Genomic DNA, 23,972 nt, shown 5'->3' with positions numbered 1-23,972 from the left:
CGCGTCTCACTCGAGCGGAAGCGTGAGCGAGAACGTCGATCCCTCACCGGGTTCCGACTCGACCCAGATGCGGCCGCCGTGCCGTTCGACGATCCGTCGAGCGAGGGTCAGTCCCATCCCGGTTCCCTCGTGTTCCTCGTGCGTGTGCAAGCGCTGGAAGATCTCGAAGATCCGGTCCTGATCGTCGGGGTCGATTCCGATCCCCTCGTCTCGAACCGAGAGAACGCACTGCCGTCCACGCCGTTCGGTCCCGATATCGATTCGGGGCCGCTCGTCGCCGCTATACGTGATCGCGTTGGTGACGAGATTCTGAAGCACCCGTCGCAACTGGCTGGCGTCGCCGCGAACGGTCGGCAACGATTCCGCCGTAATCTCCGCGCCGGTCACCTCGATCCGGAGCTGCAGGTCGTCGAGGACCTCGTCGAGCAGTTCGTCGAGGTCGACCAGCTCAAACGACTCCCCTCGCGTATCGACCCGGGAGTACTCGAGCAGCCCGTCGATCATCTCCGTCATCCGTTCGGCGCCGTCGACCGCGAACTCGAGGAACTCCTCACCGTCCTGGTCCAGCTCGTCGCCGTAGCGACTCTCGAGCAGCTGCAAGTAACTCGAGACCATGCGCAGCGGTTCCTGCAGATCGTGGCTCGCCACGTAGGCGAACTGCTCTAAGCGCTCGTTCGACTCCTCGAGTTTCCGTTTGTACTCGTCGCGGTCGGTGACGTCGACCGCGACGAGCATCCCCGCGAACACGTCGCCGTCGTCGTCCCTGACGGGAACGATGTGGACGCTCCAGGTGCGATCGCGAAACGAGACGTCCGTTTCGGTCGATTCACCGTCGAAGACGGCCCGGAACGCCGGTTCGAGTTCGGTGACGAGTTCGTCGGAGTAGACGTCGTGGATCGTCTGTCCTTCGAGTTCGTCGGGGGGAAGATCAATCTCGTCGAGGATTTGCCCGTCCGCGAAGGTATACCGGAGTTCCTCGTCGAACATCGTGATCACGCCGTTCGGGAAGCTCTCGACCAGCGTCCGGTAGCGCCGTTCGCTCTCCTCGAGCCTGCGTTGATACGCGAGCCGCTCGGTGACGTCCCTGACGACGCCGATCCGGCGGTACGTCCCGGATTCGGCGACGTGGGTCGTCACCGCCGTCTCGGTGGGGACCGCCTCGCCGTCGGCCGTCTGGATCGTTGCCTCCAGTTTCGTCGCGCTCGACTCGTCGGCGACGTCTCGAGCGCGTTCGAGTACCTCGTCGTCGACGACGAGCGACTCGCGTGCGCCGAGCAGTTCCTCGCGGTCGTAGCCGGTCAGTTCGGCGAACGCCCGATTGACGACGGTGAATCGGCCCTCGTCGTCGACCGTGTAAACGCCGTCGTCGATCGCCTCGATGATCGTTCGATACTTCTCCAGTTTCCGCTCGCGTTCTTTCCGCGCCGTGACATCGGCGTCGATTCCGACGATGTGTTGGACCGTCCCGTCGTCGTCGGTGACCGGGACCGCCCGGGCGTGAATCCACCGCTGCTCGTCGTCCGGCCTGACGATCCGAAACTCCTCGTCGAACCGCGCGTCCGGCAGTGCGGTGTAGGCCTCACGAACCCGGTCCCGATCCGCCGAGTGGACGAGTTCGAGCCACGAGAGCCCGTCGTCGTACAGGTTTTCGCGGTCGTGTCCGAAGACGTCCTCGTAGGCTGGGTTCGCATAGACGTACTCCGCGGGGTCCGCGTCGGTCAACCAGATGACCTCCTCGAGGTGTTCGCTGAGCGTTCTGAATCGGCGTTCCTTCTCCCGAAGCGCCGCCTCCATCCGGTTGCGCTCGGTTACGTCCCGGACCACACCGATCCGCGTTTCGTCTCCGTCCTCGTCCAGAATAACGAATCGGTTCTCGACCGTCCGGGTCTCGTCCGGACCGGCGTTGATCGTTTCCTCGAACGTCGGTGGTTCCCCCTCGCTTCCGTCGCTCCACTGTTCGGCCTCGATGGAGGCGAACTCCTCGCCGAACACCGTCGAGGCGTGTCGCCCCTGCAGTTCCGCCCGCGAGAACGGGGTCAGGTCGGCGAACGAATCGTTGACCAGTTCGAACCGACGCTCCTCGTCGAGGACGTAAATGCCCTCGTGGGCCGTTTCGACGACCGTTTCGTACCGCTCGAGCTCTCGACTGCGCTCGAACCGATCGGAGATGTCCTCGATCGCGAAGACGACGCCGTCGATTTCGTCGTTGTCACCGTCGGAGAGCGGCGCGCCGCTGATCGAGAGCCACACCCGCTGACCGTCCGGACGCAAGATGCCGCGGACCTGATCGAAGAGCGGCTCGCCCGACTCGAGGATCCGGGAGAACGGCAACTCCGCCGACGAAAGGGAATGGCCGTCGGGACCGATCTCGTCCCACTCGGGATCGTCGAACCGCAACTCGTCGATCCTCTCTTTACTACGACCGAAGATTTCTTCGGCGCGATCGTTTGCGAAGCGGATCTCGCCGTCGGTATCGACGATCGTGATGCCGATCGGACTCGTTTCGACGATCTTGTCCTTGAGGGACGCCTCCGCGTCTCTGCGCCGGTTCGCTCGCTCCCGATCGACGACCGAACCGAGGACGTTCGCGACGCTCTGGACGAACGCCGCGTCCGAGTCGTCGACCGCGTCCGTCGTCGTGTAGATAGCGAGGACGCCCCACGGCCCCTCCGTCGAGCCGATACTGGCGCAGATGACGCTGCTGATCGTCTGGTCGGGGAGAAACGCCGGCCGGTCGAACCGATCGCTGGTTTCGAGGTCGACGGCGACGGGGTCGTTCGCCATCAGCGCCGTTCTGTGTGCGGTATTGCGACCGGATGCAGTCGTCTTCGTTCCGATGCGATCGTCGTCGATCCCGTCTCCGCCGCGGATCAGGAACCGATCGTCGCCCGGAGCCGATTCGAGAACGGTCGCGAACTCGGCCTCGAGTAGGTCGCCGACCGCCGCGGCGGTGCTGTCGATAAATTCGTTCGGATCGTCCGTCTCGAACGCCCGGCGACCGAGGTCCGCGACGAGTTCCTGCTGTCGGATGGCGGCGTCTGCCGTCGAGTTTTTATCCGAACGAGGAGAGGGAGTCATTGCCCGTGCTAGGAGAGCGAAGCAGTATAAGGCCACCTCCTCGAACGGGACGGGACCGTCACCGAACGACGAGCATCGACACGTAGCCGACCCGAACGCGAGTTGGAACCCCGCTCACTCCACGTTGTTCCGTTCGCTCCCTGAGGAAGGGGGCTTAGCGCCCTCTAGCAGCGAAAGCGAGCACCGATAAGGCAACGAGCGCGGCGACCGGTCCGAACCCGGACGTCCCATCGCTGTCGTTCCGCTCGCTTTCATTGGCTGCTGAGGCGGACGATTCGTTCGCGCCGCTGTCGTCCTCGTCATCTCGTTCCGTGTCCGGTTCGGTATCGTCGTTGTCGTTGCCGCCATCGTACCCCTCCGCTGCATCGAGCTGGAGCACGACGACGACTTGGCCGTGCAATCGTTCGTGCTTCTCACTCTGGTAGGTCCAGTTACCGCCGACCGCTTCGTACGATTCCGCGGTGGCTATCGGATCGACGTCAGTGTTCCAGTCGTCGTTCGGCTGTTCGACGTAGCCGACGAGTTCGACGTCGTCCGCGTGGTCACCCTCGATCTGTACCTCGCCGTAGTCGACGGTAGCCCCCTCCGGATGGCCGTGGAATTCGATACAGTGGGAGTCCATGTATCCGTCTCCCTGCGGGAGATCCGGACTCGTTCCGAACTGGTCGGCATCGAGCGGCCACTCGTAGTTATCGGTCAGCGGATACTCCACAGTCATCGGATCGGCATTGCTGTGCCACGAGAGCCGATCCCCAGTCGGAATCGTTACTGTCGTATTTGGAATACTCTCTCCGACGACTGGATCACCCGCCTCGTTGAGTACCGTAACACAAATTTTACCTGATCCGTCGCCGAGGTACGGGCTCCGATAGCCGTCGCGCGGGTTCGAGTAACTGATCCAATTCCCCTCCGAGTCGGCCGCTTCGTAGTACGGGTCACCCGGTTCCGGTGCCGGTTGTTCGTACGCCGGTTCGGAGACGTTGGTTTCGGGCGGGGCGACTACTGTGTTGGTGTCCAGTGATGTCCCTGCACTCGAGGCGTCACCGGTATCTCCACCGACAGCACCCGTGACGGGACCCACCACGAGGGCGGTTCCGAAGGCGACGAGGAACGCGATCGCGAGGACACTACGTGTGGATTGAGGGCGAATACCGGTCATGATTGTCAAAGAGTAGCCGCTCTCTCACTCCCACTACGAGGAGACGTGAGTGACTCCGTAGCGAACAGGCGCTCGCCGAGGCGACGGTCAGTGTCAGGCGCGGAGGGCAACGAGTTACGTATCGGTGCGAGGTTCCGATTACCACGAACTGATGACCGTCTCGATATCGTACTGATCATCTATTTGTCATTCAGAACGATCCCTGGATAATATACGCCGGCTACTCGAGGGTAGCCTGCACGTACCATTTCGAAGTACTACGTTAGGGGAGACGTACTACCCCGAAACCGGCTGCTTGAAGAGGGAATGATCGAAGATCGTGCCGACGGCACCATCGACCGGAGCACCTGCCGGCTAGGGGATCGTGCCGGTCGCTCGGCACAACACATGACACACCGCAAATCCGAAAGCTCTCGAGTACGAACTCGGAGATCGTATCGAAACGCACAGACCGACGTTCTCCGTGTTCGTTTGGAATTCACCTCCGTCACCGACGCTCGTAGCGTCCTTCAATGAGATTTATAGAGCGGGAAGCGACACCGCGCAGGTTGTTGCGATCGGATAGCCGCCGCCATCTACCCACTCATAACTTTCAAAAACTGTTTGTATATCTGGTGGTTCCGAATTAAACGGACGCATCGACCGTTCGCAACGGATTGCAGAAAGTCGACCTGTCTCCGGCGGCTGGAACCCGGCCGGATCACGTCGGACACGCTAAATCGAGATCTAGTCAGCGAGCAACGCTACTGGCTGTTCGCTGTTCTCGGTCCGAGTCGACCAAATCCTGCACGTTCGGATCAAACAGACGCAGAAATCTGCCAATATCTATGATTCTGTGCGATATCAAAAAGAAACTCGATGTCGAATACGTCGTGTTTCTCGCCACTGCAACGCCGTACTCCACGAGCGTGGCCGGTAATTCGATACGGTCTCCACGGAGATCGAAGTCCTATCTAACATCTATTTTGAATAATAAGACGGAAGTCCTTTCAGTTTGGATACTTACCGGATTCCGAACCCGTAACGGTCGAAGTACGGTTCGGAACTACGTATACTGCCGATCTCAGCCACGCTGAACAATACCCGTCGATCGATCGCGGTGGACTCCCAATCCAGATCGGCTCGAAATTCCGCCGTAGTACGGTCACACCGCCTCGAGTACGGACATTTGAACTGGCACGACTACGAGGCTATTGCTCCGTGAACGCACTCGCGACTAACAGCGGGAACACGAGGGTTGCTTCGGCTTCGACTTGCGTGTAGTTCGTTCGCTCGTCTTTGATCTTCCCCCACGACACTGCCTCGTTCGGCGGCGCTCCCGAAAGCGACCCGTCTCCTTCCATCCCCGTAGAAATGTAGACGACGTAGTCCGCACCGCCCCGGAACAGATTCGTCATGATCGCGTGATGTTTCGGAACGCCGCCACCGACGGCGATCAACCCCGTCGTCTCCGCGAGCAGGCCGTCTTCGATGAGCGAATCGTAGTCGTCCAGGATTTCGATCCCGACCTCCGAATCGTATCCTTGTCTGTAATAATAGAGGAAGTTCCCGACTTCGGCGTCCGTCAGCGCTGGACAGTAGACGGGGACATCGTTGTCCGCGGCCTGTTTCAGGACCGAATCCTCGTCGTCGAGCGTCTCCCCGAGCTCTCGTGCGAACGCCGTCGGCGTGCGCACCTTTTCGTCCGCGAAGAAGTCGTCGAAGAAGTCGTAGAGGTACTCCTCGAGCCACACGTACCGGTCGGACGGCACGAATATGTTCCCGAGACGGTTGATGCCGCGGTCGCGAAGCGTCGCCTCGTCAGCATCCCACTCGCCCATCTTGAACGGCTTTGCCGTTTTGATGACGTCCTCGGTGAGCGACCCAGACGTGGTGATGATCACGTCGACGTACCCTTCGCGGACAAGATACGCGACTACTTCACGCAGTCCCGAAGAGATGATGTTCGAGGTAAACGTGAGGTAGATCGTCGCCTCCGCCTCCTGCATTCGTTCGGCGATATCGACGGCCTCGGCAAGTTGTGTCGCCTGAAATCCTGTCGTCTCGTAGGACGCGATCAACTCGTGAAAGTCGAACTCCCCGCGGAAATCGTATCCACGGACATCTGCTGTCGATAGTTCATCGTCGCTTCCTGGAACTACGTGCTCGCGAGAGTCGTTTTCCTCCATACCGTTCCGTAGCGCCACGACTGATATGAATGGCTCGAGATTGGACAGCGAATTCCGGTGTCATCCGTGGCCGTTACTATCGACCGAATTGATCCATCGATTATGACGCTCTCGCAATGGCGTTTACGCCCATGTATCCGGTGTTGGGTCACCGTCTCGTCAGCTGGAATATCAGTCCACTTCCTATCCGATAGTGTTGCTCGTTATTATGAGAAGAACAATGCCCGCCCCAAACACCAGTGTGAGCCACAGGAAGAAGATAGTTGCAGCCTGTCGACCGGTGAGCTGGTCACCACTAAGGATGCCGTCGAGATCCATACGAGACGGTTCCCATCTAGGTAAGATAAATCGTTTGGTCCGGTGCTACCGCTCACACTGACGGGACTCACTCCACCTTCTCTTCTCACGATTCTCGAGCAGTATCGGTGTCGATATCCTATCGTCAAACGTCCTCGTTCCGTGATATCCGCTCGGCCGGTTATCGGAATCCGATTCGATACCGATGATCGTTCGCTCGTATTCGACCTGGTCACGCACCCATCTCGCTGGAACTCGAATAGTCGTAACAAGCGCTACTCATGATATCGGCCGTCCGAGGATCAAATCCAGATGGGACAGGAGTTCTAAAGGATTAACTTAAAAATCCGCTATAATAGGATCTCTGTCGGTCCGCGTCTCGTCCAAGTTCTGCCGTCCTGTATTACATTAGTATGGTTGTAATTTGGCTCCTCGATGCGGATAGTTTCCGGCTTTCGCCGCCACGGTACACGATGGAAAGTGAGCGACTAGTCCTCCGCGATGGAGCCCTCGAGGCATACGTTATATATAATAGTCCAGATATTCCGAACTCACCGTTCGTACGATCGAGCAATATCCGCTTCCCTTCCGCATCGTGGTACGGTTCGCTTGTTCCGGCGCCGAGTGGTCGCCTATCGGTTCTCGAGGGAGGAAATCGCTTAGCGGTAATCGTCCAAGTACGACTCCTCGATCTCGGCCTCGAGGTCGTCGACGTGTTCTGTCAGGATCTCCGGCAACTCGGTGGTGTACCGTTCATCCGTGAAACGATACTTCGGACCGATGATGGCGATTGCACCGAGAACACTCCCGTCAGGACCAGTCACACGTCGCCCGACTTCTCTGAGACCGTCGACGTACTCTTCGTCGGCGAACGCGACGCCTCGATCGCGAATCTGCTCAAGTTCCCGGATGAGTTCGTTCCGATCCGTGATGGTGTGTTCCGTCTGTCGAGGGAGTCCCCAGTCGTCCAGTACCGCCTCGACGCGCTCGTCGGGGAACTCAGCGAGAATTGCCTTGCCGGTGGCGACGCTGTGGAGATAGTAGTAGATCCCGGCGGAGGTTGGGGCATCGGAGATGTGTCGTTCTTTGGACGGGAACTGACTATCTGGATGAAACGATTCGTGGACGAGAATGCCGCGATTATCGTTTTCGACGACGAATTCGACCTCCTCGTCGATTCGGTCGGAAAGTTCTGTTACCGTCTGCTTCGCCAGTGTGTACGCCGTCTTGCGTGAGCGTGCATACTCGCCGTGGTTGAGGAATCGTAACCCGATGTGATATACCGCGCCCTCCTTCGTGAGATATCCTTCTTCGAGGAGGGTTCGGAGATGGAGGTGAACCGCACTTCTCGAGATCGCCAATTCGTCGGTCAGTTCCTCGAGTGTCGCACCGCCTAATTTCTGGATTGTATTGATAACCTCCAGTGATCGTTTCGTGGTTTTCGCCGTCTGTTTGGCCATGCCTCTTCGTACCGGTTAAATAGACATAAAGATTCGCTCTAATCGGATTATTAAGTACTACTATCGCTTCTATCAGCAATTCGTATGCAGTGTACGGTTAGCGGAGGTGCTCTCGTAGGATTCGATAGCGATACGATCCGTTATATCCTCTCGACCACTTCTCCAAGTATGGCCGACTCTCGCAGAATAACCCGAACAACTCTAGAGAGAACCGGTTGTCGATCTCGTCTTCGACACCCTCGTACAGCACTCGTGATTTTATGTAGGGTCCTCTCGTCGGGTGATCCAGACACTCAGTTTGTAGATACGCTCGCACTACGTTGTCGGTTTCCGCGATGTCGAACGTCTGTAACTGGGAAGGGACTTTGGTCATGGTGATCAAGGTGTCTCTAGCGGCTACCGGGGTGCGTATAGATAACTTAGTCCGGATGAACCATAATGATGTTGCTGTGGCCACATCGACTCCGGTTCGATGCACATCCTGTCCCCGTTTCGGGAACGAGGACGGTTGCAATAGGCTGCTTCCGGTGATGTACTCCCTTTGGATTCCAACTCAGTAGGAATCGGCTGACCCCGCATATACTGGGGCCCCATACGGTTACATGTCCTATGAATGATCGCGCTGGAGGACCTCGACCAGCGATATCGCGCCGTGAGCTCTGCATCGCAGCCGGTGGCACGGGTATCTCAGCTCTCGCAGGCTGTTCGACTGAGAATACAAATCCACCCCAAGCCAAGAACGCGACGACGATAACTGACCACTCGTCGCCAGACCTCGAGAAGTGGGTCGATGAGGTCCCCCGACCGGGTGTCGCGAAACCGTCCGGAACGAAGGACGGGCACCCCCGGTACGAGATAGCGATGCGCGAGGTCGAGCAGAAGCTACATCGCGACCTCCCAGCGACGACCGTCTGGGGCTACGACGGGCAGTTCCCAGGCCCAACGATCGAAGCCGAACAGGGCGAACCGATCTATGTCCGCTGGACGAACGACCTCCCGGACGAGCATCTCCTGCCCGAAGACACGACGATTCACAGCGACATCATTCCGTACGATACGCCGGGTGTACGGACCGTAACGCATCTCCACGGTGGAAACGTCGAGTCCGAGAGCGACGGTCACGCGCAGGCGTGGTTCACTCGAGACTTTCAGAGGACGGGCCCTGAGTTCGAGAAGAAAGACTACTACTACGTAAACGACCAGCCGCCGGCGACGCTGTGGTATCACGACCACTCGCTCGGTATTACGCGATTAAACGTCTATGCCGGGCTGGCGGGATTCTATCTCTTGCGGAGCGAACACGAACGGAGTCTCGGTCTTCCCGAGGACGAGTACGAGATTCCGCTTGTGCTACAGGATCGGAGTTTCGAGGAGGACGGATCGTTGTTCTATCCGACGGCCGTCTCGGACGAGCAAGGCGGCGGAGACGATTCGCACCCCGACCCGAGTATCGTTCCGCAGTTCTACGGCGATACGTCGGTTGTCAACGGGAAGGTCTGGCCTCGACTCTCCGTCAAACCTAAATCGTATCGATTTCGGCTCCTCAACGGCTCAAACAGCCGGTTTTATAGCCTCAAACTACTCCAGTACGATGAGTCGTCCGATGAGATCGGCGGCGACGGACCACCGTTTGTCCAGATAGGGAACGACGGGGGCCTCCTCTCTAGTCCGATCAAGCTCGACGACCGCCTCGAGCTCGGCGCGAGTCAGCGTGCCGATGTCGTCGTCGACTTCACCAAGTATGCTGGAGAGACGCTACTGCTCCACAACGACGCGCCCGCTCAGTACCGCGGTAAGATGAGTTCGTCCGATGACGACATCGTCCCGCTTCCCGAGATCATGCTTGTAGACGTGGGCGACGCGGGAGACACACGAGACGCCGATCAACTGCCAGACAATTTGACGCAGGTCCCTGAAATACCCGTGGAGTCAGTCGACAATGAGCGGTATCTCACGCTCAATGGCGGCGCAAATGACGACTACGGGCGACAGCTTCACTTGCTCGGAACCGCTCAGAAGCCGGATGGCCTCGAACTTGACGACCCGGTGACCGAGGAGCCCGCGCTCGGTGATACCGAGATCTGGAGTTTCGCCAACCGAAGCGCGATGTCCCATCCGATGCATCTCCACCTCGTGCATTTCCAGGTGCTGGGACGACAGCCGATCGGGGACTACGATCCGGCCGAAGACAAGATCAATCTGGACGCACTCGAGGAACCTGCACCGTATGAACACGGGTGGAACGACGTGGTCACTGTGAACCCCGCCGAAGTCGTCCACGTTGTTGTCCACTTTGGAGAGTACGACGGGGTATTCAACGATCAGACGGGCAGTTATATGTGGCATTGCCATATGATCGAGCACGAAGATCACGATATGATGCGCCCGCTCAAAGTTCGACCCCGTGCAGACGATGCTGACACTCGTACTGAATAGAACGCAAGACGTCGGCCCCGAATAGACGAAGGAGGCGATATGAACGTCTCTCACCAGCACCTCCAGAATCGAACCAGCCAACAGAGACTCGAGACCGCGAAGATACCCCGTTACCAGCGGACGAGACGGCGTAATCAGGAACACTCTCGTCCTGCTCACTCCTGATTCCAGATCGTCGTAAGCTCACCGACGACTTCCGGATTTCTGAGGGTGTCACTGTCCGTGGGCGGTCGGTCGTTGACAATGCGCTCGAGGAGTTTGTACATCGTCTTTCCGGAGTAGGTTTCGGGTAGTTCGGGTGTAAATACGACGCTCGCGGGTCGTGCGAACTCACCGATGTGTTCAACGACTGCATCCGCAACCGCGTCGCGAATGGCGGTCCGATCCTGCTGCCCTTGCTCGAGCGTCGCAAAGACGCAGAGCACGGTCTCACCGATGGTACGCTCAGCGACGGCAGCGGCTTCGGTAACGCCGTCAACGGTCGTTATTGCAGCCTCGAGTTCGGCCGTTCCGATGCGACGATTGCCGATCGTAATGACGTCGTCGTCGCGGCCGATGATCGTCACGTACCCGTTGTCGCCGACGATGGCACGGTCGCCGGTGAAGTACCGCCAGGAATCCGCCCGTGGATCCGAAAACGCCTGCCAGTATTCTGCGAGAATCCAATACCGGTCTCCCTCGAGCGGAACGAGCATCGACGGCCAGGGACGGTCAATCGTCAGATAGCCGGGTTCGCCCGGCGGGAGCTCGCGGCCGTCTTCGTCGACGATCTGGATTTCGATTCCAGGTAACGGAGGCCCGACTGAACCGGGCTTTAACTCGTCGATCCCAGGACGGACTGAGATGAGGACGCATCCAGTTTCAGTCTGCCACCACGTGTCGACGATTGGGCACCGTTCCTCGCCGACGTAGGTGTAGTACCACTCCCAGGTGTCCGGACCGATCGGATCACCGACGCTACCGAGCAGGCGCAACGACGAAAGGTCGTGGGACGAGGGAAACGACTCACCCCACTTCATGAACGTCCGGATAACTCCCGGCGTCGTATAGAAGACCTCCACACCGTTCCGTTCGATTACCTCCCACGGACGGTGGCGGTCCGAGTAGCGGAGACCTCCCTCGGCGAGGACGACCGTCGCACCCGAGAGCAGTGGCCCGTAGACGACGTAGGAGTGACCGGTAATCCATCCGGCATCGGCCGTACACCAGATCGTGGTCCCCGGCGCGAGATCGAATACGGTCTGGGCCGTCCACGCGACACCTGTGAGGTAGCCCCCGGTTGCGTGAGTCATCCGTCGCGGTTCGCCGGTCGTTCCTGACGTGTGGATGTGAAAGAGCGGGTCGGTTGCCTCCCGCGGAACTGGGGACACGTTCGCCCCGGCAAACGCCTCGACGAGATCGTCGTAGTCGTATTGGTTCCCACCGAGGTGCGTATCGTGACTAGAACCGAGTCGATCGACGACGATTGTCGGGAGCGATTCCTCGATCGATGCCAGTGCCGTATCGGCTTTCCGCTTCTGATCGATCACGGTCTCCTCGCGGAAGCTACCGTCGCATGTGACGAGCGCGCGTGAGTCGACACGTTGCATCCGTTCAGCGAGTGCGTTGGGGGCGAACCCCGAGAAAACGACGTTATGGAGCGCGCCGATACGAGCACAGGCGAGCATCGTGATCGGTAATTCGGGGAGTTTCGGCAGGTAGATCGTGACGACATCGTCCTCTTCGACGCCGAGCTCGCGGAGCGCGGCTGCGACAGCTGACACCTCGCGATAGAGATCGTAGTACGTATAGGTTCGACGCTCGCCACGCTTCCCTTCCCACCGCAATGCGACCTGATTCTTCCGCTCCTCGAGATGGCGATCGATGCAGTTTTCTGCGGCGTTCAAGCGCCCACCAACGAACCATCGGTAGAACGGCGCATTTTCCGTGTCGACGATGCACTCGTAAGGGTCGCTCCACTCAAGCAACGATGCGGCGGCGTCCCAGCACGCCGGCCACTCGCGATCGGAGGAGTCGGCCTCGGCTGGCTCCGTCGCAGTCCCGTCGCGACCGAACGCTTGTTGAGTCCGGCGGCGAACCGTTCGGTTCTTGGGAGATAGATATACCGGTCTCTCTTCGGTCATAGATTTGTTTCTTCGTTCCCCTTCCTCCTGTAGATTCTGTTTATTTTCTCTGTAGCACTGTGGTTTAAAAACCGGGGCAGGGAATACTAGCATAGTGGATCCGAATTGATCTCTGAGAACTAGTTACGGACAGCGGCTAAAAGTTGCCAGTACATGTTTGCCTCAAAGGCTTAACCCCGACACAGTGCAAGACGGGAGATAACTTCGTGGTCTCAGATCACCTGCTGGAGTTCTTCATAGGGACTCACTGCTGGTCCCACTGACGCGTTTGAGTATGTTATCAAGGAAGTAACAATCTAATTCTAGGTTTTGAATTATAGGAATGAATGGTGTGCCATCTCGAGATTCAAACTTTATGCTCCTGTATCTCCATTATTAAATAACAATGGTCTGGTCTGTTCGGCTCAAGGAGGATGAACATGAAACGAGGCAAACTGAATCTGACGAAACTATCGCTACATGTTCTGAGTGTGGATCAAGTAACGTAGTCCGACACTCGGATCAAGGTGAGCGAATTTGTGAAGAGTGCGGTCTAGTGATTGAGGAAGCAATGGTTGATTTGGGACCAGAGTGGCGTGCATTTACTCACAAAGAACGACAGGAGAAGTCGCGTGTCGGAGCCCCAACTACCCAGACAATGCATGACAAGGGGCTTACTACCCAGATCGACTGGAAAGATAAGGATGCATACGGCCGTTCGATTTCCTCGAAGAAGCGTTCGCAGATGAACCGGTTACGGAAATGGCAGAGCCGTATCCGGACGAAAGACGCCGGTGAGCGGAATCTCCAGTTCGCGCTCAGCGAGATTGATCGAATGGCCTCGGCACTGGGTGTCCCACGATCGGTTCGTGAGGTAACAAGTGTGATTTACCGGCGAGCGCTTCAGGAAGATCTCATTCGTGGACGATCAATAGAGGGCGTTGCTACAGCTGCACTGTATGCTGGCTGTCGGCAAGAAGGTATTCCGCGCTCATTAGAAGAGATCACAGAGGTTTCGCGTATCGAACGAATAGAGATAAGCCGCACCTACCGGTACATCTCGAACGAGCTCGGTCTTGAACTGCTCCCTATCGATCCGAAGCAGTACGTGCCTCGCTTTAGCTCAAAACTGGACCTCCCGCAGGAAGTCGAAGCTAAAGCCATTGAAATTATTGAAGAGACCGCTGATCCATTACTCTCTGGGAGAGGTCCATCAGGATTCGCTGCTGCCGCTATTTACGCTGCCGCCTTGCTTTGCAACGAGAAACGTACCCAGAAAGAAGTAGCCGATGTCGCCCAAGTCACCGAAGTTACAATTCGTAACCGGTATCAGGAGCAAATCGAGAGGCTTGGCATACAGTAATTGTACTTCCGAAGGTACTCACCCGCCGGGTTTAAGGCATACAATTACGAACAATTTACCATGTCGTCCATTGAGCTCACTCCGAGCCAGAAAAAGATTCTCCGCGCACTAACGAACCTCCACAAGGAGTCCGAGGGCGCCATCAAGGGCGAAGACATCGCCGAGCAAGTTGACCGGAACCCGGGAACAATACGCAACCAGATGCAGAGTCTCAAAGCGCTCCAACTGGTAGAAGGCGTTCCCGGCCCGAAAGGCGGCTACAAACCGACCGCTACAGCCTACCAAGCACTCGATATCCAGCAGTTGGACGACCCAGTCACTGTCACCTTCGAGCACGAGGGGGACCTGGTCGAGGACGTCGTTGTCGAGGAAATTAACCTCTCGAGCGTCCACCATCCCGAACTCTGTCGCGCGGAGATTCACCTACAGGGAACCATTAGTGATGTCGATGAGGACGACCCGATCACTGTCGGCCCAACCCCTCTCTCGAAGCTCGTCATTGATGGACGCGTCGACGGGAAAGATGATATGAACAACATTCTCATCCTCAGGATTAAAGACATGACTGCCCCAGTCGATAAACACGAGCATTGACCACACGCCTCGCCGTGTCCCGTTCTTTTCCCCATCAATATCCATTCCCTAAAACGAATTAAACTAATATGAGAAGTTCCGGCTATGTGGAATTCTCTCACCGTCATGCGGTTTGCTGAGAAGCTAAGTTTATATCGGATTCGTGTAATCTAGACGGAGGCATCACTCTTCCCGGTGTCAACGTTGAAGGATTCAACAGAGCCGATAGAGTGGATAAAGACAGACGATACGTTACGTCGTACATTTGCAGGACCACACGTCAGCGAGGCAGTCTAGAATCGGAAGCTAGTTGGCTGAACGGGAACTAGTTTGAAACCGGAGATCGCGATCTGATCTGCCTTTGTAGTCTCCTCAGATTGGCGATAGAACGCGAATCATCACGATGACAAGTAACAAGCAACCCAACACGGAAGAATCGGGAGTAGAATTGGTCCCGGACGAACCGGATGAGTTGGCGGACGACGCCGCCGACGAGGTGACGTTCAACTGGGACGGGATACGGACTGGATTTGTCACTTGCGTCCCGGTCGCGCTCGGCGTTGCCGGCTATGGAATCGCATTCGGCGTTCTCGCAGATCGTGCTGGACTGACCGTCGCGGAGACGGCGTTGATGAGCGCAACCGTCCTCGCCGGTGCGTCACAGATTATTGCCGTCGAATTATGGTCAGACCCTATTCCGGCGGCGACGATCGTGCTCGCGGTCTTCGCAGTAAATCTTCGGTATTCGTTGATGGGAGCGGCCCTGCGACCCTGGTTTCGACACCTGTCCGCGACACGGTCCTACCTCAGTCTGTTCTTCATGGCCGATGAGAACTGGGCGCTAACGATCCGCGATCTCACGTCTGGGAGTCGGCGCGGCGCGTTTCTACTCGGAAGTGGACTAGCGATGTGGGTGTTCTGGGTCGTTTCGTCAGTCGTGGGCGTCGCTGTCGGAGGCGTGATAGACGACCCTGCCATGTTCGGACTGGACTTTATCCTCGCCGCGACGTTTATCGCGCTCGCGGTTGAGCTGTGGGACGGGTCGTCAACGGTGGTCCCGTGGGCGGTAGCGTTGGTGACGGCACTAGTCACCGCCCAGGTACTGTCCGGGCAGTGGCATGTCATCGCAGGCGGCGGCGCGGCTGCTATCGTGGAGGTGATTCGCCGTGGCTGATATGTTCACACTCGACCCGGTCGTGGTCGCTGTCATCGCCGCCATGTCCGTTGTCACCTATCTCACGAAGGGTGGCGGACTGTGGTTGCTTACACACGTCGAGATTAGCGACCGAGTCGAGGCTAGTCTGGAGGTGCTGCCCGGTGCCATCATCGTCGCCGTTCTCGGTCCGGAACTGGCCAGTGGCGGTCCGCCAGAGTGGCTCGCTGGCGGTGTCGTCGCCGCCGTCGCGTGGAAGACCGAGAACATCCTGCTTGCGCTGGTCACCGGCGTCGGAGCCATCGTCATGTTTCGTGCCGCCCTGTGACGGAGGCCGTGCCGACGCACATCGAATCTCCTAGCGTTTGGGTACTAGATACAGCGTCAAATATGGCTAAAGCCTATGATAAAATCGGAAGTCGTAGCCGCGAACATCCGGGGTGCGAAGTTCCTCGTCACTCCCAGGGACGACCTGGTTGTGAGGGTCGTCGTTGTTCATACGATTGAATACCTTGACAAGGGGTTTGAAGAACTCGGAATCGACCGCGTGATTCTCGATACACCCAAGGCGGTCAGTGTTTGACTAGCTACTATGTCGAAGCCGAAGGTGGCTGCCCTCCGGCCTGATGATACTCGTATTGACGAGGCTGTCCAGTGTCTTCAATCACTGGGTGTCTCACCCGTCGCAGATCCGATGCTAACCATCTGTCCGACCGGGCAGCGGCCTCGTCAGGCGGAGTATTGTATCTTCACCAGTAAGACCGGGGTGGAACTCGCTGTGGAACATGGATGGCATCAAGACGGGGAAACGGTGTGTGCTGTCGGTCGTCAGACTGCGACCGCGTTGCAAAATCACGGATATTCAGTTGATGTGCTCCCCTCGACGTTCACTTCTGAAGGGCTCGTCAAGGAATTAGCAGGCGAAGTTGAGGGGAATACTGTCGAGATTGTACGAAGCGCACATGGAAGTGATGTCTTGATTCAAGGCTTGGAAGATGCTGGTGCAGCCGTTCACGAAACGCAGCTCTATCGCTTGAAGTGTCCGAGCACTGCAGGACAGTCTATCTCTCTCGCCGTGGACGGTGAGCTGGACGGGATACTATTCACCTCGCCAAAGACGGTTGACCACTTCTTCAAGATCGCTACCGAACGTGATGTTGTCGCTGCACTCCGATGCAGGCTAGAAGAGACAGTTGTTGGTGCAATCGGACCACCAACGGAGCGAGCTGTTCGCAAAAACGGGGGAACTGTCAACGTCATTCCGGATACAGTAGATTTTACACGACTTGCTGAGGCTACGGTGAATCACGTCCAAGGAAGACAATAATAAGCGGCTCTGTTGAACTACATAGAATTGGGATTCAGAAGTACCCTCTTCATCGCAGAGGAGTCGGTCGAACGGTTCAGGGTATCCTTGTTGCGGAGTTCAGAATATGGGATCTGTTGTGTAATTGAATGACGGACGAGACCGTATGAGTGACCTGATTACCGGACGCCGCATCGGAGTCGCATTAGCAGGCATCAGTGAGCTATTGGGAGTCGTCCGGTTCCGTGATGAGAGTGGCCCGGTCGTATTGAGAGTCACTTGCAATTGACCACGCCACTGGTATGACGTTCGATCTGGAGTCAGTTGCCGACCTCTCGTCGCCTGCATCCCGGTATCTCCGCCACGCTATCGCTCTAGGGACCCCGATCGCTCGTCGGGTGGCGATGACGATGGAGGGACAGTTCCGACTTGGAGGCAGTTGGCGACAATTTGAGGCGACGGAAGTGCTGGCAGCTCAATGGGATTCGTCTGAGAGCCCGCCCTGATGGGAGGAGCTTACTCCTTGATTTTCCGTAACCCGCTGCTCTAACTGCGATCTGGTAGAAACGGATGTTGTCTCAAGGGTGTCGAACGTATCTGCTTTCAACGTGCTAGAAGCAGCATCGAGCCGTAGCCGAGCCCGAACGCGAGCACGAACGAGCCGAGCCAGGCGGCCACGGTGTAGCCCAACTTTCGCGGACTGACGCCAGCGCTGCCGGCGACCGCGGCGCCGCTGCCAACGATGGCGCTGACGATGATCTCGTTGAACGAGACCGGCACTCCCAGTAGCACCGCCGTTTGTGCGATGAGAAACGAGGGGACGAGCGTCGAAATCGATCGGCGCGGCCCCAGCGACGCGTATTCCTGTGAGATCGACTTGATCATCCGCGGTGCGCTCGTCCACGAGCCGACGAGAATTCCGACACCGCCGCCGAACAGGACCGCGATCGGCGACACCGTCGGCAGGTCCTCGAGTAGCGGGAACAGCGGGCCGACGGCCAGCCCGACCTGACTCGCGCCAGCCGAGAACGCCACGAGTGCGCCTAGTGAGATCACGAATCGACGCAGACCACCAATCTGATCGCGACCGACGTCCCAGCGAACGACAGCCGCAGCGACGGCGCCACTACTGATCGAGATTGCGACTGTGGCGGCGGCGCCGTCGATGGGAACCAGCGTAGCCCCGGCGGCGGCGAGCGTTCCCCCGACTGACGAGCAAAACGAGAACTCGAGATTTGCGACTACGATACCAACGATGCCGGCGAGAATCGGGACGCTGACGTCTTCGGGGACGTCGGGCCGGGGAAGGATGCTGGCAAGCCCGTAAGCGATGCCGCCGCCCACGAACGGCGTGAGTACCCAGACTGCGCCGATTTCGGCGTACTTTCCCCAAGCGGGATCGCCGCCGAGCGCAAAGCCGACGCCGATGACCGACCCGGTTACGGTGAACGCGGTCGCGATCGGGTACCCAGTGTAGATCCCGATCGCCATCAGGCCAGCGCCGAGCAGCAACACGACGATAACCCCAGCAGTCGGGAGCGTGACACCCTCGACGAGACCCCGACCGACGGCTTCCGAGACGCTTGCACCCTGTGTCACTGCGCCGGCGAAGCCGAGGAGACCGACGAGAAACGCCGCCTTCATCGTCGAAATCGCGTTCGCCCCGACGGCCGGTGCAAATGGCGTTGCGCCGCTCGAGCCGGCGCCGATAACCCACGCCATAAACAGGCTTGCGACGGCGGCGGTGGCGAACAGCAGTATTGTGGTCAGTTCCATCGGTGTACAGAAAGCTGCGGATTCGGTCCCGAAATTCGAGCGGTGTTAGTCGGCACCTGCCGGGGCCGATTCGGCTGCGCTTCGCTTGCTACGCCAGACTCCCTGTAGGTACGCGCCGGCGAACATACCGACGAGCGCCCACAGGATGGTGACGTTCCCGATCCCGAGGCTGGCGTAAGCCGCACCAGGACAGATTCCCGACAGGCCCCAGCCAACGCCGAAGATCGCGCCGCCGATCAGGACGTTCCGGTCGAACGGCTTCAGCCGGCGTTCGTACCGATCGCCCGTCAGCGGTGCGCCGTCTCGGATCCGGGGCATCACGGCGAAGGCGATCCCGGAAACGATCGCCGCGCCGAACATGACGAACGGCAGGCCGAAGTCGTCGAACTGGAGGAAGTCCAGTACGACCTCCGGTCGGGCCATGTGGCTGTAGGCCAGTCCGAAACCGAAGATCAGGCCGCCGACGAGGATCAGCGGCATGAACAGCGGATGGCGATTCCGGGTCACGTTACGGACTCACCCCCATAGCCTGTACGAACTGCGCAGTCACGATCGCGACCGTCAGGAATGTGATCACGCCGACGATCGACGTTCTCGAGGCCGAGCCGACGCCGCAGACGCCGTGGCCCGACGTACAGCCCTTGCCGACGCGCGTCCCTATCCCGACGAGGACGCCACCGATCAAGAGCCGCCAGGGCTGGACATCGGTCGTCCACGTGCTACCCTGCCAGACGACGGCATAGACCGCCGCTCCCAAGATGATCCCGAGCGTGAAGACGACGCGCCAGTCTCGAGAGGCGCGGTACTGCTTGAACCGCGACTGATCCGAGACGTACGACAGCGTCGACTCGAGGAACGTACTCGCGCCCGCGGCGATTCCCGTCCCGAGATAGATGACGACCGCACCGAGGCCGACGAGCAGGCCCCCGATCGCGTATCGGGAGATGCCGTTGGGAAACGGCTCGGCGGGCACTACCTGACCCAGGGCGACGAGTTCGGCGAGCATTGCGATCTCGAGCACGGTGATTAGTCACCCGCCAGCGATTCCTGGCTGGCCGCGCAGTTGTTCGGGCCGAGCTCGAGTTCGAATGCCTCCTCGTCGTCGGCCTCCTGCTGGCCGAGGTTCGTCGGGATGATGTCCTCGTAGTTGGCCGGACGAGGCGGCATGTCCGAGAGGATCAGTTCGACGAACTCGTCTTCGTCCATCGTCAGGGCATCCATCTCTTCCGTGAGCTGGCTAATCGGTGCCGTGTAAGTGCCGTCGTCGGCGGGCTCAGCGGAGTCGCTGAAGTGCGCGCCGCCGATCAGCGTATCGTCGGGCAGAGTCAGCACGCGCTCCTGGAGCGACTCGTAGAGCTGTTTAGCAGCGTCTTCGGCACCCTCGTCACCCTCCTCCAAGTCGGGGCGAGCGACGCTCTCGACGAACAGGCCGTCACCGGTTGCCAGCAGCGAGTCGTCGATCAGGTACGACGTCATCCCGGAAGTGTGACCAGGCGTGTAGACCGTCTCGATCGTCGCATTGCCGACCTCAAACTCGTCGCCGTCTGCGGCTAGGGTTAGTTTGTCGGAGTAGGTGACGCCACGGTCGACCGACGCTTCGGGGATGACGCCTTCTACCCCTTTCTCGTCGAGTTCGCGGACGCCCGAGATGTGGTCGGCGTGAATGTGCGTGTCGATCGCGTACTTCAGGTCGGCGTCGAGTTCGTCGACGTCCTCGAGGTATCGATCAGTGAACGCGCGCAGCGGATCGATCACGGCCGCCTCGCCGCCGTCGACGACGAGGTAGCCGAGACAGCCGCTCGAGGGACGCTGGTACTGATAGAGCGTCCCGGCACCGGCGTAGCGCTCGACCTCGACACGCTCGTAAATGCGCGCCCAGCCGTTCATCCCCTCTTCTAAGTGGTCGATATCGTAGCCGCGCTCTTTCAGCGTCGCGGCGACGTACTCGCTCGAGCCACCCTTCGCACAGAGGGCCGTTATATCGCGGTCGTCGGGAATCTGTGCAAGAACGTCGTCGTCGATCTCGTCCTCGAGGAACTCGAAGTATGGGATATTGATCGTCTCGACGTTCTTACCGTCGATATGCCACTCTTCGAAGTCTGACTCCATACGGGTGTCGAGGAGCGTGACGTCCTCGCCTGCGTCGATGCTGGCCTTTAATTCGGTAGGAGTAACTGATTCGACTTCGACGTCCGGCATTGGGAGATCCATGTCGTCCATGTTGTACAGTACTCAGTATCGGCTGCTGGCACTTAAGGGTTTGTATAGTATTCCCCACAACCCACAATACAACACTCGGGAATAGAAAAGGACTACAGCTAGTATACGCGCATACACGCGTTACTAGTGGAATTAGGGCGCTATTCGAGTAAATCGGAATGTTGTATATTGCGCAATAACCGATGCTCTTTTATGGATGGGGACGATATTGTATGATAGCTCCAATACGGGGCACAAGAAACTATGAGTTCGGAATACCAGACCACCGAAACGCTGGACGTGAAAGGACAGTCGTGCCCGATGCCCATCGTGAAGACCAAGCAGGCGATTGACGATCTCGAGGAAGGCGACGTGCTCGAAGTCGTCGCGACGGACTCGGGCAGCATGAGCGATATCCGCGGGTGGGCCGAGGGTACCGATGGTGTCGAACTCCTTGACCAAGTCGAGGAGGACGATCTGTACACCCACTACGTGAAGAAGACCGAATAATGAGTACGGACAACCAATCGGCCTCCGTCGACGACGTCGATGTTGAAATCGATGCCGCCGAGTTACAGGCACTACGCGAGCGCGTCGACGAACTCGAGGAGTCTGTCGCTGATCTTGACGAGGGCGACGATCAGAAGAAAATGACGATCGTCGCCACGCAGGGCAGCTTCGACATGGCGTACCCGCCGCTGATCCTCGCGAGCACGGCGGCCGCCTTCGGCTGGGACGTCGTCGTCTTCCACACGTTCTGGGGGCTCGACATCCTTCACGAGGAGAAGTCGAAGGACCTCAAGCTGAGCGCCGTCGGCAACCCGAACATGCCGGTGCCGAACGCCGTCGCTGCACTACCGGGTATGGATACCATGGCCACGAAAATGATGCAGAAGAAAATCGACGAGAACGGGACCGCCACCATCGAGGAGTTGATCGATCTCTCCCTCGAGAGCGGCGTCGATCTGCAGGCCTGTCAGATGACGATAGAGCTGATGGATTACGACGAGGACGACTTCTACGACGGCGTTACGACCGGCGTCGGCGCAGCTACCGCGCTGCAACACATGGCTGAGTCCGACATCCAGCTCCTCGTCTGATCGATGAACGACACTCAGTCCGCGTTTACGAAGCCAAGCCTGCGCGTCCTTGAAGAGATTGCAGACGCGGAAGACGTCTCTCCGGCTGCCCTCGAACCGCCGCTTAACGAGGTCGTAGATCCTACTGCGCTTGATCGGTTGTTTGAACCGACTGCTACTGACGGCTCGACTCGAAGCGGACGCGTTTCGTTCAGGTATCGAGGATATGCTGTGACGGTCACCTCGAATGGTACCGTTGAATTGGAGTAACGAGGTTTCAGACCTCAATCCAAGAGTTCTCATCTATTATCGGCAACTAATCGAAATGAGCGCTAAGATAGAACCTCTCTCCTACAGAAATTGAATAGAGGTAGTCTATCTGAATATTTCGGTAGTACTATTCATTGCCTAATTATTACGTTGGCTGATCTATCGGGTAACTAGTACGACCCCGATAACTGCGAACGCGATCCCGACAAGTCTAGTTATCGTCACTTCGTCTCCGAGGACGACCATACCGATGATGGCTGCGATAACGAAGTACATTGCACCGAGCGTAGAGACGATTGTTGTTGATCCTCCGGAGAGGCCGACGTACATCGAAATCAGGCCGATTCCGGTGAACAATCCAGCCGTGCCAGCGAGCAGTCCTCCTCTCACAGTAATGGCTAGCGATGCGTCTGAAACGATGATGAATCCGAGTGCAAGGGGTCCCGCAACAAGATAGGAGATCGCGGCGGCCGTCCTTGGGTCGATGGACTCCGACGCAGCGTTACCTAAAACTACCCAGATCCCCCACGTTACCATTGTAATCGACCCAAAGAAAATAGCCGAATCTATCTCGGGGAGCCCCATCAGTGTGTAATCTACATTGCCACTGAAAAACGCCTCTCCCTTCATTAAATGTGGTCCTTAAATACCCCGCTATTGATTGCAGATATCAGTGAGTACACCATCATCTCGAATTACTCCAAGCCGCTTGTCCTCACCATGAATATCAAGCAGTAGGGATTCGTGAAGTTCACAAATTGGGGTGCAAGAGACAGTCGGTCAGTTTCAGCTGCCTGACTACGACCACCTAATCGTTGCGGAGGACGCCTTGAATATGCTCGACGGCTGGCTCGAGGACCCGAACGCTATCGCTACGGAGTACTGACTCGGTGGGTGAAAACGGAGTGTGGCCGCTGTTAGCTGAACAGTGCTGCGCCAAGGGCGGTGACCCCGACTGCGATGTACGTCGTTGCGTCTTGGACAGCATGGACCACTGTATTCCCTGTTTCAGAATTATGTCGGTCCATCTCGATCGTGTACTGAGTATCGAATTCACAGTCCAAGTATAACTGCACTAACTGGGCAACTGCGTTTCAATCCTCTTAATCATAACGAGGCTGAGCAAGAACAGCTTGCTCACTCCATAGCTGGCGATATGTCCTCTAACCACTACCGGGTGGGACGACTCGGATTCGATTGGACTCGGTCACGGATACATGGTAGTCCTCAATATCGAAGTGGACTTCGATGGGGCCAGCAGTATCGTGTGCTACAATCGAATCCAGTGCTTCGGGATCGATATGGTCGTGCAAGCGGGATTCGACCTCATCAGGGAAGTCCATCGGGTTGATGTTTTCAAGCGCACAGATAACATGGATGATACCGATACTCGGCGGGGTTTTGCTATCGAACGTGTGATCAATGATGTCGTCGTTCTCGGATTCGATGTGAGTGTAGCTCATCACGGACGGTACCTCGATAAGTGAGTTGAGGCTATTGGGTGCAAGTGCAAGCGCAGTCAGGTCTGGGGTCCGAGAAGCAGAGAGAGTAGT

Annotated in this window: 23 protein-coding genes; 11 read left to right on the top strand and 12 right to left on the bottom strand. The window is 58.1% G+C overall.

Annotated elements, in window-relative coordinates; all coding sequences use genetic code 11:
• Window positions 1-6 precede the first annotated feature (6 nt).
• The 5 genes from ATJ93_RS20635 to ATJ93_RS20620 all read right to left on the bottom strand — a co-directional run bounded on the left by ATJ93_RS20635 (window position 7) and on the right by ATJ93_RS20620 (window position 8,162).
• A complete protein-coding gene (locus ATJ93_RS20635) occupies window positions 7-3,078 on the bottom strand; it encodes a PAS domain S-box protein (RefSeq protein ID WP_120246567.1) in 3,072 nt (1,023 codons plus the stop codon).
• 154 nt (window positions 3,079-3,232) lie between these two features.
• Window positions 3,233-3,796, bottom strand: coding sequence for a hypothetical protein (locus tag ATJ93_RS24485; RefSeq protein ID WP_342768878.1), 564 nt, complete (start codon window positions 3,794-3,796; stop codon window positions 3,233-3,235).
• A gap of 1,631 nt (window positions 3,797-5,427) precedes the next feature.
• Window positions 5,428-6,405, bottom strand: a complete 978-nt coding sequence (locus ATJ93_RS20625; RefSeq protein ID WP_120246565.1) for a deoxyhypusine synthase — start codon at window positions 6,403-6,405, stop codon at window positions 5,428-5,430.
• Between the two features lie 183 nt (window positions 6,406-6,588).
• Window positions 6,589-6,723: a hypothetical protein gene (locus ATJ93_RS24395; RefSeq protein WP_281271590.1), complete on the bottom strand. Its 135-nt coding sequence runs from the start codon at window positions 6,721-6,723 to the stop codon at window positions 6,589-6,591.
• 638 nt (window positions 6,724-7,361) lie between these two features.
• Window positions 7,362-8,162, bottom strand: a complete 801-nt coding sequence (locus ATJ93_RS20620; RefSeq protein ID WP_120246564.1) for an IclR family transcriptional regulator — start codon at window positions 8,160-8,162, stop codon at window positions 7,362-7,364.
• Window positions 8,163-8,771: 609 nt separating this feature from the next.
• Here ATJ93_RS20620 and ATJ93_RS20610 point away from each other — a divergent pair.
• Window positions 8,772-10,598: a multicopper oxidase family protein gene (locus ATJ93_RS20610; RefSeq protein WP_120246563.1), complete on the top strand. Its 1,827-nt coding sequence runs from the start codon at window positions 8,772-8,774 to the stop codon at window positions 10,596-10,598.
• A 155-nt stretch (window positions 10,599-10,753) separates the two neighbouring features.
• Here ATJ93_RS20610 and ATJ93_RS20605 read toward each other — a convergent pair whose 3' ends face one another.
• The gene (locus ATJ93_RS20605; RefSeq protein ID WP_120246562.1) at window positions 10,754-12,721 is read right to left on the bottom strand and encodes an acetate--CoA ligase; all 1,968 of its coding nucleotides are present in this window, start codon (window positions 12,719-12,721) and stop codon (window positions 10,754-10,756) included.
• 385 nt (window positions 12,722-13,106) lie between these two features.
• Between ATJ93_RS20605 and ATJ93_RS20600 the strand changes: the two genes are divergently transcribed.
• The 7 genes from ATJ93_RS20600 (at window position 13,107) to ATJ93_RS24600 (ending at window position 17,601) form a co-directional block, all read left to right on the top strand.
• Entirely contained in the window at window positions 13,107-14,063 is a 957-nt protein-coding gene (locus ATJ93_RS20600) for a transcription initiation factor IIB (protein ID WP_120246561.1), read from the top strand.
• 60 nt (window positions 14,064-14,123) lie between these two features.
• Window positions 14,124-14,657, top strand: a complete 534-nt coding sequence (locus ATJ93_RS20595) for an Rrf2 family transcriptional regulator (protein ID WP_120246560.1) — start codon at window positions 14,124-14,126, stop codon at window positions 14,655-14,657.
• Window positions 14,658-15,039: 382 nt separating this feature from the next.
• On the top strand, window positions 15,040-15,810 hold the full coding sequence (locus ATJ93_RS20590; protein ID WP_120246559.1) for an AzlC family ABC transporter permease: 771 nt from the start codon (window positions 15,040-15,042) through the stop codon (window positions 15,808-15,810).
• 1 nt (window position 15,811) lies between these two features.
• Window positions 15,812-16,117 carry an AzlD family protein gene (locus ATJ93_RS20585; protein WP_120246558.1) on the top strand — a complete coding sequence of 102 codons (306 nt, stop codon included), beginning with the start codon at window positions 15,812-15,814 and terminating at the stop codon, window positions 16,115-16,117.
• 75 nt (window positions 16,118-16,192) lie between these two features.
• Window positions 16,193-16,372 carry a hypothetical protein gene (locus ATJ93_RS23825; protein ID WP_170155622.1) on the top strand — a complete coding sequence of 60 codons (180 nt, stop codon included), beginning with the start codon at window positions 16,193-16,195 and terminating at the stop codon, window positions 16,370-16,372.
• Between the two features lie 9 nt (window positions 16,373-16,381).
• Complete coding sequence (locus ATJ93_RS20580; protein WP_120246557.1) at window positions 16,382-17,116, top strand: uroporphyrinogen-III synthase; 735 nt, start codon at window positions 16,382-16,384, stop codon at window positions 17,114-17,116.
• A 281-nt stretch (window positions 17,117-17,397) separates the two neighbouring features.
• Window positions 17,398-17,601 (top strand): DUF6544 family protein, encoded by a 204-nt coding sequence (locus ATJ93_RS24600; RefSeq protein ID WP_394338803.1) that lies wholly within the window; start codon window positions 17,398-17,400, stop codon window positions 17,599-17,601.
• A gap of 97 nt (window positions 17,602-17,698) precedes the next feature.
• Here the strand turns inward: ATJ93_RS24600 and ATJ93_RS20575 are convergent, their stop codons facing one another.
• From ATJ93_RS20575 to ATJ93_RS20560, 4 genes are read right to left on the bottom strand one after another with little or no spacing between them, the layout of a single operon-like run.
• The gene (locus ATJ93_RS20575; protein ID WP_120246556.1) at window positions 17,699-18,871 is read right to left on the bottom strand and encodes an inorganic phosphate transporter; all 1,173 of its coding nucleotides are present in this window, start codon (window positions 18,869-18,871) and stop codon (window positions 17,699-17,701) included.
• A 45-nt stretch (window positions 18,872-18,916) separates the two neighbouring features.
• Complete coding sequence (locus ATJ93_RS20570; RefSeq protein ID WP_342768877.1) at window positions 18,917-19,378, bottom strand: YeeE/YedE family protein; 462 nt, start codon at window positions 19,376-19,378, stop codon at window positions 18,917-18,919.
• Between the two features lies 1 nt (window position 19,379).
• Window positions 19,380-19,877, bottom strand: coding sequence for a YeeE/YedE family protein (locus tag ATJ93_RS20565; RefSeq protein ID WP_120246657.1), 498 nt, complete (start codon window positions 19,875-19,877; stop codon window positions 19,380-19,382).
• Window positions 19,878-19,897: 20 nt separating this feature from the next.
• A complete protein-coding gene (locus ATJ93_RS20560) occupies window positions 19,898-21,091 on the bottom strand; it encodes an MBL fold metallo-hydrolase (protein WP_120246555.1) in 1,194 nt (397 codons plus the stop codon).
• A gap of 243 nt (window positions 21,092-21,334) precedes the next feature.
• Between ATJ93_RS20560 and ATJ93_RS20555 the strand changes: the two genes are divergently transcribed.
• From ATJ93_RS20555 to ATJ93_RS20545, 3 genes are read left to right on the top strand one after another with little or no spacing between them, the layout of a single operon-like run.
• Window positions 21,335-21,580 carry a sulfurtransferase TusA family protein gene (locus ATJ93_RS20555; RefSeq protein WP_120246554.1) on the top strand — a complete coding sequence of 82 codons (246 nt, stop codon included), beginning with the start codon at window positions 21,335-21,337 and terminating at the stop codon, window positions 21,578-21,580.
• Complete coding sequence (locus ATJ93_RS20550; protein ID WP_120246553.1) at window positions 21,580-22,170, top strand: DsrE/DsrF/DrsH-like family protein; 591 nt, start codon at window positions 21,580-21,582, stop codon at window positions 22,168-22,170. Before ATJ93_RS20555 ends, ATJ93_RS20550 begins: the two co-directional genes overlap by 1 nt.
• Window positions 22,171-22,173: 3 nt before the next feature.
• Window positions 22,174-22,419: a HalOD1 output domain-containing protein gene (locus tag ATJ93_RS20545; RefSeq protein WP_120246552.1), complete on the top strand. Its 246-nt coding sequence runs from the start codon at window positions 22,174-22,176 to the stop codon at window positions 22,417-22,419.
• A 159-nt stretch (window positions 22,420-22,578) separates the two neighbouring features.
• On the opposite strand, the gene ATJ93_RS20540 is transcribed toward ATJ93_RS20545, so the two are convergent.
• Both ATJ93_RS20540 and ATJ93_RS20535 read right to left on the bottom strand, forming a co-directional pair.
• Complete coding sequence (locus ATJ93_RS20540; protein ID WP_120246655.1) at window positions 22,579-23,004, bottom strand: EamA family transporter; 426 nt, start codon at window positions 23,002-23,004, stop codon at window positions 22,579-22,581.
• Window positions 23,005-23,582: 578 nt separating this feature from the next.
• Window positions 23,583-23,882 carry a HalOD1 output domain-containing protein gene (locus ATJ93_RS20535; RefSeq protein ID WP_120246551.1) on the bottom strand — a complete coding sequence of 100 codons (300 nt, stop codon included), beginning with the start codon at window positions 23,880-23,882 and terminating at the stop codon, window positions 23,583-23,585.
• Window positions 23,883-23,972 lie beyond the last annotated feature (90 nt).

Origin of the sequence: Halopiger aswanensis (genome assembly GCF_003610195.1) — an archaeon.
GTDB lineage: Archaea > Halobacteriota > Halobacteria > Halobacteriales > Natrialbaceae > Halopiger > Halopiger aswanensis.
Note: the sequence above shows the minus strand (reverse complement) of the source record. Positions and strands in the feature narration are given on the sequence as shown.

What these genes read in the sequence shown, in the direction of transcription:
- ATJ93_RS20575 (WP_120246556.1), bottom strand. Translation starts at nt 18,871, where the DNA reads ATGGAACTGACCACAATACTGCTGTTCGCCACCGCCGCCGTCGCAAGC.
- ATJ93_RS20605 (WP_120246562.1), bottom strand. Translation starts at nt 12,721, where the DNA reads ATGACCGAAGAGAGACCGGTATATCTATCTCCCAAGAACCGAACGGTT.
- ATJ93_RS20610 (WP_120246563.1), top strand. Translation starts at nt 8,772, where the DNA reads ATGAATGATCGCGCTGGAGGACCTCGACCAGCGATATCGCGCCGTGAG.
- ATJ93_RS20550 (WP_120246553.1), top strand. Translation starts at nt 21,580, where the DNA reads ATGAGTACGGACAACCAATCGGCCTCCGTCGACGACGTCGATGTTGAA.
- ATJ93_RS24395 (WP_281271590.1), bottom strand. Translation starts at nt 6,723, where the DNA reads ATGGATCTCGACGGCATCCTTAGTGGTGACCAGCTCACCGGTCGACAG.
- ATJ93_RS20565 (WP_120246657.1), bottom strand. Translation starts at nt 19,877, where the DNA reads ATGCTCGCCGAACTCGTCGCCCTGGGTCAGGTAGTGCCCGCCGAGCCG.
- ATJ93_RS20545 (WP_120246552.1), top strand. Translation starts at nt 22,174, where the DNA reads ATGAACGACACTCAGTCCGCGTTTACGAAGCCAAGCCTGCGCGTCCTT.
- ATJ93_RS20625 (WP_120246565.1), bottom strand. Translation starts at nt 6,405, where the DNA reads ATGGAGGAAAACGACTCTCGCGAGCACGTAGTTCCAGGAAGCGACGAT.
- ATJ93_RS20540 (WP_120246655.1), bottom strand. Translation starts at nt 23,004, where the DNA reads ATGGGGCTCCCCGAGATAGATTCGGCTATTTTCTTTGGGTCGATTACA.
- ATJ93_RS20595 (WP_120246560.1), top strand. Translation starts at nt 14,124, where the DNA reads ATGTCGTCCATTGAGCTCACTCCGAGCCAGAAAAAGATTCTCCGCGCA.
- ATJ93_RS20600 (WP_120246561.1), top strand. Translation starts at nt 13,107, where the DNA reads ATGGTCTGGTCTGTTCGGCTCAAGGAGGATGAACATGAAACGAGGCAA.
- ATJ93_RS20620 (WP_120246564.1), bottom strand. Translation starts at nt 8,162, where the DNA reads ATGGCCAAACAGACGGCGAAAACCACGAAACGATCACTGGAGGTTATC.
- ATJ93_RS20535 (WP_120246551.1), bottom strand. Translation starts at nt 23,882, where the DNA reads ATGAGCTACACTCACATCGAATCCGAGAACGACGACATCATTGATCAC.
- ATJ93_RS20580 (WP_120246557.1), top strand. Translation starts at nt 16,382, where the DNA reads ATGTCGAAGCCGAAGGTGGCTGCCCTCCGGCCTGATGATACTCGTATT.
- ATJ93_RS23825 (WP_170155622.1), top strand. Translation starts at nt 16,193, where the DNA reads ATGATAAAATCGGAAGTCGTAGCCGCGAACATCCGGGGTGCGAAGTTC.
- ATJ93_RS20555 (WP_120246554.1), top strand. Translation starts at nt 21,335, where the DNA reads ATGAGTTCGGAATACCAGACCACCGAAACGCTGGACGTGAAAGGACAG.
- ATJ93_RS20590 (WP_120246559.1), top strand. Translation starts at nt 15,040, where the DNA reads ATGACAAGTAACAAGCAACCCAACACGGAAGAATCGGGAGTAGAATTG.
- ATJ93_RS24600 (WP_394338803.1), top strand. Translation starts at nt 17,398, where the DNA reads ATGACGTTCGATCTGGAGTCAGTTGCCGACCTCTCGTCGCCTGCATCC.
- ATJ93_RS24485 (WP_342768878.1), bottom strand. Translation starts at nt 3,796, where the DNA reads ATGACTGTGGAGTATCCGCTGACCGATAACTACGAGTGGCCGCTCGAT.
- ATJ93_RS20560 (WP_120246555.1), bottom strand. Translation starts at nt 21,091, where the DNA reads ATGGACGACATGGATCTCCCAATGCCGGACGTCGAAGTCGAATCAGTT.
- ATJ93_RS20585 (WP_120246558.1), top strand. Translation starts at nt 15,812, where the DNA reads ATGTTCACACTCGACCCGGTCGTGGTCGCTGTCATCGCCGCCATGTCC.
- ATJ93_RS20635 (WP_120246567.1), bottom strand. Translation starts at nt 3,078, where the DNA reads ATGACTCCCTCTCCTCGTTCGGATAAAAACTCGACGGCAGACGCCGCC.